Raw genomic sequence first — 13,946 nt, forward strand, 5'->3', positions numbered from 1 at the left:
GGGGAGAGTATGCCGCAGGTCAGCAGCGCACGTCTTTAGGAGGCACGGTGCCGTCGACGAAGTAACGCGTCACCGCATCGTCGACACATGCCTCGCCGTTGAACGCGACGGTGTGTTGGGTGCCCTCATAGCTGATGAGCGATCCGCCCAGCTGCCGTGACAGCGCCACTCCCGCCTCGTACGGAGTCGCCGGGTCGTGGGTCGTGGAGATGACCACCACTGGCGGCAGGCCGGGAGTCGACGGGGTGTGCGGTGTCGACGTCGGCGACACCGGCCAGAAGGCACACATATCGCGCGGGGCGTATCCAGTGAACTGGCCGTAGCTCGAGAACGGCGCCTGCTCGCGCAGCTGCTTGTCGGCGGCCACCCAGGGAGCGGAATCCTTCGGGGTCGGTCCGTCGACGCACCGAATCGAATTGAACGCGTCCTGCAGGTTGTCGTAGCTCCCGTGATCGTCGCGCTCTTGGTATTGATCGGCCAGCCACAGCAGGTCATCGGGCCCGCTGCCATCTGCCAGGCCGGACAGGCCCGAGGTGAGGAACTTCCAGTAGCGCGGCGTGTACATCGCCTGGATGGTGCCGGTGATGGCGTCCTGGTAGCTCAGCCCGCGCGGGTCATTGGTCTTGGCCGGCTTGGCCACCAGCGGGTCGACCAGCTGGTGAAAACGCTTCACGGCCTGCGACGGGTCGGCCCCCAACGGGCACTTGGCGTCCTTGGCGCAGTCGGCCGCGTAGTCATTGAAGGCCACCTGGAATCCGGTCATCTGTCGGACGTTGGACTCGACCGGGTCGATCGTCGGGTCGATCGCGCCGTCCAAGACCATGGTGCGCACGTTCTGCGGGAAGTATTCGGCATATTGGGTGCCCAGTTCGGTGCCGTAGGAGTAGCCCAGGTAATTGAGCCTGGTGTCCGCCGCCCCATTTCCGACAATGCTCCTGACGATATCCATATCCCTTGCTGCCGAAGCAGTTCCGGCGTTCGCGAGGAAGTCCAGCCCCATCCGGTTTGCACATTCGTTGACGTACTTGCGGTACACGTCTTCGATGTGGGCCACGCCGGCCTGGCTGTAATCGGCCAGCGGTTCCCGGCGGAAGGCGTCGAATTCGGCGTCGGTACGGCAGCGCAGGGTCGGCGTGGAGCCGCCGACACCGCGCGGGTCGAACCCGACGATGTCGAAGCTCTTCCCCACCTCAGAATCACCCAGCTTGGCGCCCATCCCGGCCGCCAGGTCCACACCCGATCCGCCCGGGCCGCCGGGATTGACCAGCAGTGCACCCACGCGCTTGCCGGAGGCGGGCACCCTGAGCACGGCAAGCTCGGCCACCGCGCCCATCAGCTTGTCGTAGCTGACGGGCACCTTGACCTTGGCGCAGCGCGCGGTCGCGATGCGACTGGTGTCACCAACGAATCCCACGCAGCTGCCCCAGACGACCTTTTGGTCGTAGAACGCCTGCAGCGACGGGCTGGGAGCCGGCAGCGGCGCAGCGGCCGCGGGGATCGCAGGGACGGCCGCCGTCAACATCAAGAAAATCACTGGCAACGCCCGGCGCATCCGCATCATGGGCCACATCGTGCCATGTCGCGTACCAAAAGGGATCAGCAGCGGGCGCCTTCAGGCGGAGTCGTGACCTTGATGAGATAGTCCTCAGCCGCCTTGTCGACGCACTGGTTGCCGTCGAACACGATGGTGTGCTTGGTCCCGTCGTAGGTGAGCAGGCCTCCACCGAGCTGTTTGGCCAGTTCAACGCCCGCCTGGTAGGGGGTCGCCGGGTCGTAGGTGGTGGAAACCACCAACAGCTTGGGCAGACCTGCCACGTGGATGGGGTGCGGCTTGCTGGTCGGCGGTACCGGCCAGAACGCGCACACGCCCAGCGGCGCGTTACCGGTGAACTCGCCGTAGTCCTGGAACGGCGCCACCTCGCGGATGCGCCGGTCCTTCTCGACGGCCTTGGCGCGATCCTTCTCCGGTGGTTCGTCGACACAGTTGATGGCGGTCTGCGCGTCTTGTGCGTGGCTGTAGTGCCCGTCCTCGTCACGCTTCATGTAGGCATCGGCGAGCAGCTGCAGGATGTCGCCCGATCCCTCGCTGAGCTGGCGGAGTGCCTTGGTGAACGCCTCCCAGAGCGTGGGCGAGTACATCACCATGATGGTGCCGATGATCGCGTCGCTATGCGACAGACCGCGACCGTCCTTGGTCTTGACCGGGTGATCGACCAACGGATCGATCATGGCCCGATAGCGCGCGGTCGCCTGCGCGGGATCGGTGCCCAGCGGGCAGGTCGGGCTCTTCGCGCAGTCGGCGGCGTAGTTGTCGAAAGCCTTTTGGAATCCGGCGATCTGGTCGATATCGGCCTGGGTGGGATCGGCGTTGGGATCGATGACTCCGTCCAGGATGAGCGCGCGCACGTTCTGGGGGAACTCTTCTGCGTATGTGGTGCCGATCCGGGTTCCGTACGAGTAGCCCAGGTAGGTCAACTTCTCGTCGCCCAGCGCGGCGCGCAGCCGATCCATGTCCTTGGCGACGTTTACCGTGCCGACATTGGCGAGGAACTCCAGCCCCACCTTGTCCACGCAGCGCTTCACGAAGTCCTTGGAATCCTGTTCCATCCGGGCCACGCCCTCGGGGCTGTAGTCGGTGTCGTTCTGCGCACGCAGCCGATCGACGTCTTTGTCCGTGTTGCACTCGATCGCCGGAGTCGAGTACCCGACGCCGCGCGGATCGAATCCGATGAAGTCGAAGCGGTCACGGATGTCCTTGGGCACCTGCTTGACGATGGCGGTCGCGGCCTCGATACCGGACTGGCCCGGACCGCCGGGGTTCATCAGCAGCGACCCGATCCTGTCGCCCTTGGCCGGGTATTTGATGATCGCCAGCCGCGCCTTGGCTCCGTCGGGCTTGGCGTAGTCGACGGGAACCTCCAGCTCCGAGCACACCGTGCTGGCCGGAATCGTGACGTTCTCGGGCGTGAAGCCGTCGCAATCGCCCCAACTGAGCGAGGTTTCCGACGGCCGTGCCGCCGTCGCCTCACCCTCGACCGACCGCACACAACCAGAGACGACGGCTACCACCGAGGCAAGAGCCAAAACGGCAGCAACCCGCCGACCACGCAACATCATGTCAGCCATGTTGCCATGCGAACTCAGATCCGGGCCTTTAGCTCCTGCAGCGCCACGCCGAAATCGTCGGTCAGGGTGGAAAGGTCCGGCATCAGATCCGGGCAGGAAATCAAGCCGACGTTGAGCTTCCCGTCCAGCGACATCACCGTGACGGTGAGCGCGGCGCCATGGAAGATCGGGCCCAACGGGTACATCCCGATGACCTGGGCGCCTAAAAAGTACAGCGGCACTTGCGGTCCCGGCACGTTGGAAACCACCAGGTTGTGGATCACCGGGTGACGGTCGGCGAGCCGGATGCGCGAGTAGACGCGCATGGCGGTACCGAATACCGCCGGCGCCGCGAATTGGCTCCAGTCCTGCAGCAGGGTGGCGCCCAGCACTGCGGTGTGATCCTTGGCGATGTTGTTTGCCGCAGCGATGGCTTGAAGCCGGGTCACTGGATCATCGACATTCGTCTCCAGCCGAGAGAACATGCCGGACACCTGATTTCGGCCCGGCCGGTCCGACTTCTCGTGCACGGAAACCGGAACCATGGCGACCAACGAGTTGTCCGGCAGCTCGCCACGATCGTCCAGGTACTTGCGCAGCGCACCGGCACAGATGGCCATCACGACATCGTTGACCTTGACCCCGAAATGGTTCTTGACCGCGCGGACATCGTCCAGATCAAGCTGGGCGTACCCGACATTGCGACGGCTGGTGATCGTGGAATTGAACGAGGTGCGCGGCGCCGAGAAGGGCGCGGACATGGCCTCGCCGCGCTTGGAACGCTCCAGCCAAGCGGGGATCACCCCGATCGTGGCGGGCAGGAGCTTGGCGAATTTCAGTGGCCGCGATGCCCATTTGAGCGCTCCGGTTACCGCGATCTCGATGCTGTTGGCACCGCCGACCCCGGGCGTGGGTTCGGGCGCCTCGGCATCGGGTTCTAACGCGCACAGCGCCGAGATCAGGTTGGCGCCGGTCACCCCGTCGACGGAGGCGTGGTGCATCTTGGTCATGACCACGAGCCGGTTGGTGTCCCCTGTTTCAATGACCCACATCTCCCACAGCGGACGGGCGCGATCCAGCGGCAGCGACGCGATGTGTCCACACATGTCGGCGATCTCGGCCTTGCCGCCGGGCGACGGTAGGCCGACATGGTGCAGATGACGGTCGATATCGAAGTCGTCGTCGTCCACCCATACCGGGTGATCCAGGTTCAGCCGGCTGTCGGCGAGCTTCTCCTTGAACGACGGGATGCCCTCGACGCGTTCGGCCAGCTTGGTCCGCAGTTTCTCGAACGAGTAGCCACCAGGAATGGTTGTGGTGTCTAATTCCAGAATCCCGCACACGTGCATGGGTTGGGTGGACGTTTCCAGATAGAGGAAACTGGCGTCGAGTCCGGAAAGCCGCTGCATGCGGCAGATGTTAGGCGAGCGGGTATTACCCCGTGACCAAACGCCGCGACTCTCAGGTGTGACCAAGTCCACCCACTTGGATATTCATCTCGTGGCCACGCGGTGGCAGACTGAACATCGTTAGAAACCCAGGGACCCGGATGGGCCTTGAGGAGACGAACGAAAGAGACACTGATGTCTGAATCCGCCTTGTATGGCGCTGCTTCCGAGACTTCCCCCAAGCCTCGCACCAAGACCCGCGTGCACCACTTGCAGAAGTGGAAGGCCGAGGGCCACAAGTGGTCGATGCTCACCGCGTACGACTACTCCACCGCGCGGGTGTTCAACGATGCCGGGATTCCCGTTCTGCTGGTCGGAGATTCGGCCGCGAACGTGGTCTACGGATATGACACCACCGTCCCGATCACCATCGACGAGCTGATCCCGTTGGTGCGCGGCGTGGTTCGCGGCGCACCGGAGGCGCTGGTGGTCGCCGATCTGCCCTTCGGTTCGTATGAGGGCGGGGCCGCCCAGGCCCTCGCGAGTGCCACCCGCTTCATGAAGGAAGCCGGCACGCACGCCGTCAAACTCGAAGGCGGAGAACGAGTTGCCGAGCAGATCGCCACGCTGACCGCCGCCGGGATTCCGGTGGTGGCGCACATCGGGTTCACCCCGCAGAGCGTGAACGGCCTTGGCGGGTACCGGGTTCAGGGACGCGACGATGATGCCGCACAGCTCATCCACGACGCCATCGCGGTCCAGGAGGCCGGAGCCATCGCCGTCGTCATGGAGATGGTGCCGGCAGAGCTGGCGACACAGATCACCGGCAAGCTCACCATCCCCACCGTCGGTATCGGCGCGGGCCGGGAGTGCGACGCGCAGGTGTTGGTGTGGCAGGACATGGCCGGAATGACCAGCGGCAAGACCGCCAAGTTCGTCAAGCAGTTCGGGCAGGTCGGGGCGGAACTACGCAAGGCCGCCGAGCAGTATGCCGACGAGGTGGCGCGCGGGGTGTTCCCCGCTCCCGAGCACTCGTACTAAGCCGAGATCGTCAGGCGCGCACGCCGAGTTTGTTGTTCAGGTACTCCTGGCGGCAGGCTCGGCGTGCGAGCTTTCCGCTGGTGGTGCGGGGAATCGCACCCGCCTGTACCAGCTGCACATCCGCGATGGGCAGGTTGTGGCGTCGCGAGACGGCAGCCCGAATGGCATCGATGATGGGTTCCGGCTCGGCCCGGCCCGCACCGGCAGCGCGCTCTGCCACGATGACCAGCTGCTCCCCAGATCCTTCGGCGGGCACCGAGAATGCCGCCACGAAACCACGGCGCACCGCGGGCGAGGCTTCCTCGACGGTGGCCTCGATGTCCTGCGGGTAATGGTTGCGGCCGTCGACAATGACCAGGTCCTTGACCCGACCGGTGATGTAGAGCTCGCCGTCGAGGTAGACGCCCAGGTCACCCGTGCGGAACCAGAGGGCACCGGGCTCGGTGCCGGCAGCGTGGCTGCCCTGGTCCAGCCGGGCCTGCAGCTTGTTACGGAACGAGAAGTCGGTCTCCTTGGGCCTGCCCCAGTAACCGCGGCCGATGTTGTCGCCGTGCAGCCAGATCTCCCCAACCTCGCCATCGGCCAGCTCGGAATCGGCGTTCGGGTTGACGATCACCGCCCACTGGCTGCGCGCGATGTTGCCGCAGGACACCTGCGGGACGGCGTTCTCGTCGTCCGCGTCGACGCGCACGGCGCGTCCATTGCCCAGCTCCCTGCGGTCCAGGTACAGCACCGAGGCCTCGGCATCGGAGGGAATGGTGGAGACGAACAATGTCGCCTCGGCCATTCCGTAGGAGGGCTTGATGGTGGTCGGCGGCAGCCCATACGGCCCGAAGGCGTCGTTGAACTTGCGGATCGAGGAGATGCTGACGGGTTCAGATCCGTTGATGAGGCCCGCGACATTGCTGAGGTCAAGCTCCTCGCCGTCCTTGGGCAGACCCCGCTCGGCGGCCAACTCGAACGCGAAATTCGGTGCGGCGGCGAAGGTTCGGCCCAGATGCCCCTCGGCTGCGAGCTCCTTGATCCACCGTCCGGGCCGTCGCACGAACGACACCGGGGACATCAGGGTGATCCGGCCACCGCACAGCGGGAACAGGATCATCAGCAGGCCCATGTCGTGGTACAGCGGCAGCCAGCTGACGCTGCGGATGCTGTCGTCCAAACCGACCGAGATGATCATCTGCAGGACGTTGGTCATCACCCCGCGATGAGTGATCTCGACGCCGGCGGGCACCCGGGTGGACCCCGAGGTGTACTGCAGGTACGCGATGTCGTCGGTATCCGGCGTCACCTTGGCGTAGGTGGCGGCCACCGAATCGGGGACGCTGTCGACGGCGACCACTCGGGGACGGCGGTCACGGGGCAGCCCGCGGACGAATCGGTTGACGGATTCGGCGGCGGCGTTGTTGGTCAACACCACAGTCGGTTGCGCGTCGCTGAGCACAGCATCGAGTCGTTCGGAGTGCCCCGGCAGCTCCGGAGCAAACAACGGGACCGCGATATTTCCGGCTTCGATGGCGGCGAAAAAACCGATCACGTAATCGATGCCCTGGGGGGCCAGGATGGCAACGCGGTCGCCGGGCTGGGTTACTTGCTGGAGTCGCGCCGCGACCGCGCGAGAGCGCTGGCCAAGCTGTGTCCAGTTGAGATCGTTGGGTTCGCCATCGGAGTTGGTGTTGAAGTCCAGGTAGCGGTAGGCGAAGGTATCGCCCAGCTCGCTGATGGCACGCTCGAGGTAGTAGTTGACGGTATAGCCGTCTGGCAAGACGATTTCGCCCTTGCCGTTCAGGTACTCCTCAACAAGTAACTTCATGTCGACCTCGGTCTAGCTGTGGATACGGCTGGCGTCCCATAAGGGGACAATACCGACCAGGCAACACCGGCACTCGGCACCACACGCGGTGCGAAGTGAATATCGCGTCCCAATCTGATACCCCGACCTTATGAGAACCCTAAGAGAATCTTAGATTACCTGGTGACAAGTCGTGACCATTGTTTACCTGAATGTGGCACCGTGTCGCGTGCTCACACAGCCCGCACACTCCGAGCATCCCGTCCCTTCGACCGTCAGGGCACACACCCCATGCCATCTCAACACGTCGAGGTCGAGCGGAAGTTCGACGTCACCGACGCGACGATCAACCCGTCATTCGAGGGAATTTCCGCCGTCGCGCGGGTGGAGCAGCAACCTCAGCAGCATCTGGATGCGGTGTACTTCGATACCCCCGATCAGCGACTGGCGCAGCACCGCATCACGCTGCGGCGCCGGACCGGCGGTACCGACGCGGGGTGGCATCTGAAGCTGCCCGCGGGACCGGACACTCGAACTGAGCTGCGACTTCCTCTTACCGAGAGCGATGACGTGGTCCCCGAAGAGCTCCGGGACACCGTGCTGGCAGTGGTGCGTGAGGACGAACTCGCTCCGGTGGCGCGGATCAGCACCGTGCGCACCGTGTCCCGGTTGATCGGCGCTGACGGCGAAGATCTCGCCGAATTCTGCGACGATCACGTCACCGCGGGAGACCTGAGCTGGCGCGAATGGGAGCTGGAGCTGTCGACATCCGGCTCCGGCGATGTCGATACCGCACTGTTCGACCGGATCACCGCCCGCCTGCTCGACGCCGGGGCGGCCCCCGCCGGGCACGGCTCCAAACTGGCCCGTGTTCTTGACGTACCCGAACGCGAGCGCCCCAAGGGCAAGGACTCCATCCAGCGCGCGCTGCTCGAGCAGCTGGAGCAGTTGCAGGGCTGGGATCGTGCGGTCCGGGTGGACACCGACGACTCGGTGCACCAAATGCGGGTCACCATCCGGCGTATCCGCAGCCTGTTGCAGTCCAATCCCGAACGTTTCGGCCTGGACACCAATCCCGAACCGCTCGACGAGCTCCGGCTGCTGGCCAACATCCTCGGGGCGGCGCGTGATGCCGAAGTGCTCGCCCAGCGGTATGCCGCGGCACTCACCGAGTTGCCGGAGTCACTCATCCGCGGTCCGGTGCGCGAACGCCTGGTGGACGCGGCCAGGGAGCGGTACGACAACGGGTTACGTCGTTCGCTGGCGGCGATGCGCAGTCACCGCTATTTCCGGCTGCTCGATGCCCTGGATGAGTTGGTTGCGTCGGCCGGGCCGGCGTCGGACACCCACCACTCGGAGGAGGGTGGGACGCTCGACGCCGCGTACCGCAAGGTGCGCCGTGCGGCGCGGGCGGCCGCGCGGGCCGAAGGTGAGTACCGCGACGAGGCCCTGCACCGCATCCGCAAGTCGGCCAAGCGGCTGCGCTACGTGGCCAGCGCGGAGGGTGCCAAGAAAATCTCCCAGGCCGCCAAGGACATTCAGGAACTGCTGGGCGAACATCAGGACAGCACGGTCAGTCGCACCTACCTGGGCACCCAGGCCGCCGAGGCACACGGCGCGGGCGAGGACACCTTTACCTACGGGGTGCTGTATCAGCGTGAGCACGATGCGGCGGAGGCCACCCGCCACCAGGTGGAGTCGACGCTCAGGGCCCTCCGCAAGGCCGTGCGCCACAAGAAGTGATCAGTTACCGTCGACCGGGAAGCCGAACAGCACGGTCCGGGTATCCGGATTCGCTTCGCGCAGCGTAAGTTTGGCGCGCTGGCCTTCGGGTGGATCGCCTTCGCAACGAGCGAGAATAGGCGGGTCGGTCACGAAGACCTCTGCGGCCCTCTTCTTCTCGGCGCCTCGCAGCACCGCCGAATCGAAGGTCTGCCCCTTCTGTGGAGCAAGGATGGTGGCCTCGGCGAGATCCACGCATGCCTGTTCCACCTTGTTGGCCAACGTATTCGAACTCAGCAATGAGGATCTGACGTCAGCCAGCCCCTCACGCGCCCACTGCGGCACCGCGGTGCCCGCGGACAGCGCCAGGCAGATCTCGGTGACGAACCGGTCCCCCAGCCTGCGCAACGGCGCGGTCGCGTGCGCATAGGGAGCAGCGATACCGGCATGCTGGGCGGCCTGATCGTCCGGGCGCTTCCCGTCGAAAACCAGATAGGAAGCACCCCGCAGGAGTGTGGTTGCCTGCGTCATCATCGCCAATGTCGTGGTGGCGCACGGATCGAGCGCGGCGAGCTGCGCCCCGATCGGCGTGTCATTCATCCAGGGCACCCCGAGGGCCTCGGCCGTGCGGCGCATCCACCGGCGCACGTCACCATCTGCGGGCGGCAGGGTGCGCAGCATCCCGATGCCGCCGTCGAGCATGATCCGCGCCGCGCAGATCCCGGTGAGCAGCGATATTTGCGCGTTCCAGCCGTCGGTTTCGGTGCGCGCCTCGATGGCGAGCTCCCAATCGCCGGCGGAGCCGCGCACTACTTCCTGTTCAGGCAGATTCAGTTCGATGGCACCCCTGGTGAGCCCGAGATCTCTTCTCTTGCGCCCAAATTCAGGGAGCACAGCGATTGCGGGATGCGGGTTGCCGGCGTCGGCCGCGTCTTGCGCCTCGCGGTACGTCAGCTGCTGCACAGATTTCACCAGGGCACGCTCAACGCTCCAACTCACCGGGTTGGCGTCGTTGTCGGTTTCGATACGCCATAACGCGGCGGGCCGAATCTCATTGGGCAGCAAGCTCGCCGAGCCCTCCGAGAACACCAGCGGGTGTAGGGTTATCGATCCGTCGGGCAGGTAGATGGTCTCGCCGCGGTGGCGCGCCTCGGCGTCCAGCGCGCTGCCGGGCTCGATCTGCGCGGCAACGTCGGCAATGGCGTAGTGCACCACATAGCCGTTGGCGGTGCGTTCCAGGTGCAGGGCCTGATCCAGATCACGGGATCCGGGCGGGTCGATGGTGACCAGCCCCAGATCGGTGCGGTCGACGCGCTCCGCGTGATAGCGGTCGACGGCCCGAGCCGCGTCGCGCTGGGCGTCGACACCGAAGTCGGCGGGCAACGCAAATTCCGCACGAATGCCGTCGAAGCTGAGGTCGCGGGCGACCAAGCGCTTCACCGTCACCGGTTCAGGGTAAGAGGCGGGCGAGTTGGCCTGTAAGCCGGATCCTGTTCCGCACAGCCACGGGCTAGCCGCGGCCACGCAGCGGCGACCATCCATCTGGGTACACCGTCGCCGGGTACCTCGAGCGGCCTACCCAGAAGCTCGGGCGAGCAGCCCTCGAACACTTCCGCAGCTGTGCAAGCACAGCCTTTTGGCCTTGCTTCGGGTGGGGTTTACCGAGCCGAACCGGTCACCCGGTCCGCTGGTGCGCTCTTACCGCACCGTTTCACCCTTACCACCTTGCGGTGGCGGTCTGTTTTCTGTGGCACTGTCCCGCGAGTCACCTCGGATTGCCGTTAGCAATCACCCTGCTCTGTGAAGTCCGGACTTTCCTCGAACCACGGGATTTCTCCCGCAGCCCGCGGCCGCCCGGCCAACTCGTCCGCGCGGTCATCGTACTCGTGACAAGCTCGTCTCCATGACGACAACGGCTCGACTTGGTGCGATATCGATCGATTGTTCGGATCCGGTGACGCTGGCACGGTTCTACCAGCAGGTCCTTGACCTGCGGATGATGTTCGAGAGTCCGGATATGGCCGCGCTTCAGGGCGCGAGCGTGCTGCTGACATTCCAGCGGGTAGCCGACCATCAACCGCCGCAGTGGCCCGAGGGTGGGGTGCCGAAACAGCTGCACCTTGAGCTCGCGGCGTCAGACCTCGACGCGGAAGAGGCGCGCATCCTCGGGTTGGGGGCGACCAAGGCCGCCACCCAGCCGAACCCGAGCGGATGGCGGGTGCTGGTCGACCCGGCCGGCCACCCGTTCTGCATCACCAACATGATTCCCGAGGGCACCTATTCGTGACTCGGCGGCGTAGGTACCACCGCTTCATCGCACAGGCCGCGGCCACGTAGGCGGACGTCACCACGGCGAGCCACAGCAGGTAACCCAGCGGCGGGGCCGTCATCTGTAATGGCTCCGCCAAAGGGCTGAACGGCAACAGCACGCCGGCAATGCCTACCGCCACCGCGCTGAGCACGACAACCGGGGCCGGTCGAGGCCCGCGCCAGGGCAGTGCGCGCGAGCGCAGCGCAAGCACAACGGCCAGCTGCGTCAGCAATCCCTCGATAAACCAACCGGTCTGAAAGACCGACGGCGCATCACTACCGCCACATGCCCACCACAACACAGCGAAAGTGGCCAGGTCGAACACCGAACTGAGCGCGCCGAAGATCAGCATGAACGGGACCATGCCGGTGGACTGCCAGCGCCGCGGGTGGCGCAGGTACTCCGGGTCTACCCGGTCCCATGGCAGTGCGAGCTGGGCGATGTCGTAGAGCAAGTTCTGCATCATCAGCTGACTGGGCAGCATCGGCAAGAACGGCAGCAGCATGCTGGCGGCCATGACGGACAAGACATTGCCGAAGTTTGAGCTGGCGGTGATCTTGATGTATTTCATCGTGTTGGCCAGCGTCCGTCGCCCCTCGATGACAGCGCGTGCGATCACAGCCAGGTCTTTGTCCAGCAGGATGAGGTCAGCGGCCTGTTTCGCCGCGCCGGTCGCGGTATCGGGAGCGATGCTGGCATCGGCAATACGCAGGGCCGCAACATCATTGACTCCATCGCCGAGGAACCCGACGGCACATCCGGCGTCCCGTAGCGCGGCGACGATGCGCGCCTTGTGCCCGGGAGTCAGCTCGGCGAATACATCTGTCTGCATCGCGAGTGCTTGGAGGCGGCTGTCGGCGAGCTTGTCGATCTGCTTTCCGCGCAGGACGCGGTCAGAGGTCACTCCGACCTGGGTCGCCACCTGCTGAGCGACGTGCCCGTCGTCGCCGGTCAAGATTTTCACCCGGACGCCGTGCCGTGACAAGCTCGTCACCGCGCAGGAAGCACTCTCGCGGACCGGGTCGACGAACCCCACGAAACCCACTAGGACAAGGCCGTTTTCGTCCGTCTTGTCATACTGCCCCAATTGCGCCGGGCGGCTCTTGGCTGCCACGGCCATCACTTGCATTCCGCGCTTTCGATACGCGCAGATCAGGTCGCGGGCTTCGGATTTCAACTCATCGTGAAATCCGACGACGTCGTCGCCCATCCGAGCGCGGGTGCAGCACGGCAGTACCTCGTCGGGGTCACCCTTGCAGAGCACCATGTGCTCACCATGCAGGCGGGAGACCACTACTGTCTGTTTCCGGCGGGACTGCTCCGGGGCGATCTCGGCTACCCCGGTGTACGCCGCTTCGGCTATCACCGGCATCTGTTCCTCGTCTGCCCACTGCGCGACGGCCTGGTCAAGCCGGCTGTGGGGTCCATCCTGAAAGTGCATGGCCAGGTAGGCCAACTCGCTGGCCGTGTCATCGACATGCCCGGTCACATCCACGCTGTGCGCGTAGACAACCCGGTCCTCAGTCAAGGTTCCGGTTTTGTCGATACACAAAACGTCCATTGCTCCGAGATCTTGAATTGCGTTGAGGCGACGAATAACTACTCGTTCGCGAGCCAACAGCACGGCGCCGCGCGCCAAATTGGAGGTGACGATCACCGGTAACATTTCCGGCGTCAAACCCACGGCAACCGCCACTGCGAACATCGCGGCCTGCCCCCACGCGCCGCTGACTAACCCGTTCACGGCAAACACAATGGGCACCAGCACCAGCATGAAACGAATGAGAGTCCAGCTGACCGCCCGAACCCCGTGATCGAAGCTGGATTCCGACCGTGGGTCAGCAGCGTGGCGGGCCAGCGCGCCGCAGTAGGTTCGACTGCCGGTGGCTACGACGATCCCACTAGCCGCCCCCGCCAACACTGTTGTGCCCGACAAGCAGAGGTTCACGGAATCCACGACCGCAACCAAGCCTCGCGCCCGGCGCTGTGTCGCAGTGGCGTCCTTGTACACCGGCAACGATTCCCCGGTCATCGCCGATTGATCGATCACGAGGTCGGTGGCCGACGCGATCCGCAAATCCGCCGCCACCACATCGCCAGGACCGAGCACCACCACATCTCCTGGCACCAGCGCAGCGAACGGGATGTCGCGCGCTACCGATGGGGCGTCTTCATCGGCCCGCCGGCGCACCGTTGCTGTCGCCGTGACGAGTTCACGCACACCTCGGATCGCCCGCATCGAACGGGTCCGTTGCCATAGGCGCAGGGCTACCGCCAGCGCGATCATTACCGCAACGGTCACCGCGGCCTTGCGATCGCCTACGAGAACGAACACAAGACACAAACCGGCCAGCAGCGCCAGGAATGGGCTCCGCAAGCAGGTGCGGACACCGGTCATGAACCCGTCGTCACGAGCAGGAGTCTGGCTGTTCGGCCCGAAGCAGTGGAGCCGGTCGGCGGCCTCCGCCTCGGTGAGCCCACGCGGAGATCCACCAACCTGGTCAAAAACCGTGGGCAGTGGCGCAGCGCTCAGCTCCCGCAAGCGCTCGCAGCCATCACTGATCATCGGAGCCTCGTCACGCATCGA

General features: G+C 65.2%; 9 protein-coding genes and 1 other RNA gene. 3 read left to right on the forward strand and 7 right to left on the reverse strand.

Features of this window, described 5'->3' with window-relative positions:
• Positions 1-19: 19 nt before the first annotated feature.
• From BKG76_RS00990 to BKG76_RS01000, 3 genes are read right to left on the reverse strand one after another with little or no spacing between them, the layout of a single operon-like run.
• On the reverse strand, positions 20-1,561 hold the full coding sequence (locus BKG76_RS00990) for an alpha/beta hydrolase (protein ID WP_070936765.1): 1,542 nt from the start codon (positions 1,559-1,561) through the stop codon (positions 20-22).
• Positions 1,562-1,596: 35 nt separating this feature from the next.
• Positions 1,597-3,126, reverse strand: a complete 1,530-nt coding sequence (locus BKG76_RS00995; RefSeq protein WP_109420515.1) for an alpha/beta hydrolase — start codon at positions 3,124-3,126, stop codon at positions 1,597-1,599.
• A 14-nt stretch (positions 3,127-3,140) separates the two neighbouring features.
• Positions 3,141-4,514, reverse strand: a complete 1,374-nt coding sequence (locus BKG76_RS01000; protein WP_070935174.1) for a WS/DGAT/MGAT family O-acyltransferase — start codon at positions 4,512-4,514, stop codon at positions 3,141-3,143.
• Between the two features lie 174 nt (positions 4,515-4,688).
• Here BKG76_RS01000 and panB point away from each other — a divergent pair, with 174 nt between their 5' ends.
• Positions 4,689-5,534 carry a 3-methyl-2-oxobutanoate hydroxymethyltransferase gene (panB, locus tag BKG76_RS01005; protein WP_070935176.1) on the forward strand — a complete coding sequence of 282 codons (846 nt, stop codon included), beginning with the start codon at positions 4,689-4,691 and terminating at the stop codon, positions 5,532-5,534.
• A 10-nt stretch (positions 5,535-5,544) separates the two neighbouring features.
• Here the strand turns inward: panB and BKG76_RS01010 are convergent, their stop codons facing one another.
• Positions 5,545-7,347, reverse strand: coding sequence for a fatty acyl-AMP ligase (locus BKG76_RS01010; RefSeq protein ID WP_070935178.1), 1,803 nt, complete (start codon positions 7,345-7,347; stop codon positions 5,545-5,547).
• A 270-nt stretch (positions 7,348-7,617) separates the two neighbouring features.
• Here BKG76_RS01010 and BKG76_RS01015 point away from each other — a divergent pair, with 270 nt between their 5' ends.
• Positions 7,618-9,069: a CYTH and CHAD domain-containing protein gene (locus BKG76_RS01015; protein ID WP_070935180.1), complete on the forward strand. Its 1,452-nt coding sequence runs from the start codon at positions 7,618-7,620 to the stop codon at positions 9,067-9,069.
• Here BKG76_RS01015 and BKG76_RS01020 read toward each other — a convergent pair whose 3' ends face one another.
• Positions 9,070-10,494 (reverse strand): RNB domain-containing ribonuclease, encoded by a 1,425-nt coding sequence (locus tag BKG76_RS01020; RefSeq protein ID WP_083337931.1) that lies wholly within the window; start codon positions 10,492-10,494, stop codon positions 9,070-9,072. It abuts the gene before it with no gap.
• A gap of 17 nt (positions 10,495-10,511) precedes the next feature.
• Positions 10,512-10,914, reverse strand: an RNA gene (gene rnpB / locus BKG76_RS01025) — RNase P RNA component class A.
• Positions 10,915-10,951: 37 nt separating this feature from the next.
• Between rnpB and BKG76_RS01030 the strand changes: the two genes are divergently transcribed.
• Complete coding sequence (locus tag BKG76_RS01030; protein ID WP_070935182.1) at positions 10,952-11,335, forward strand: VOC family protein; 384 nt, start codon at positions 10,952-10,954, stop codon at positions 11,333-11,335.
• Here the strand turns inward: BKG76_RS01030 and mgtA are convergent.
• The gene (mgtA, locus tag BKG76_RS01035) at positions 11,301-13,943 is read right to left on the reverse strand and encodes a magnesium-translocating P-type ATPase (protein WP_083337867.1); all 2,643 of its coding nucleotides are present in this window, start codon (positions 13,941-13,943) and stop codon (positions 11,301-11,303) included. The two genes, BKG76_RS01030 and mgtA, sit on opposite strands and share 35 nt — an antisense overlap.
• Positions 13,944-13,946 lie beyond the last annotated feature (3 nt).

This window comes from Mycobacteroides franklinii (assembly GCF_001853795.1).
In the GTDB taxonomy this organism is placed as follows: Bacteria; Actinomycetota; Actinomycetes; order Mycobacteriales; family Mycobacteriaceae; genus Mycobacterium; species Mycobacterium franklinii.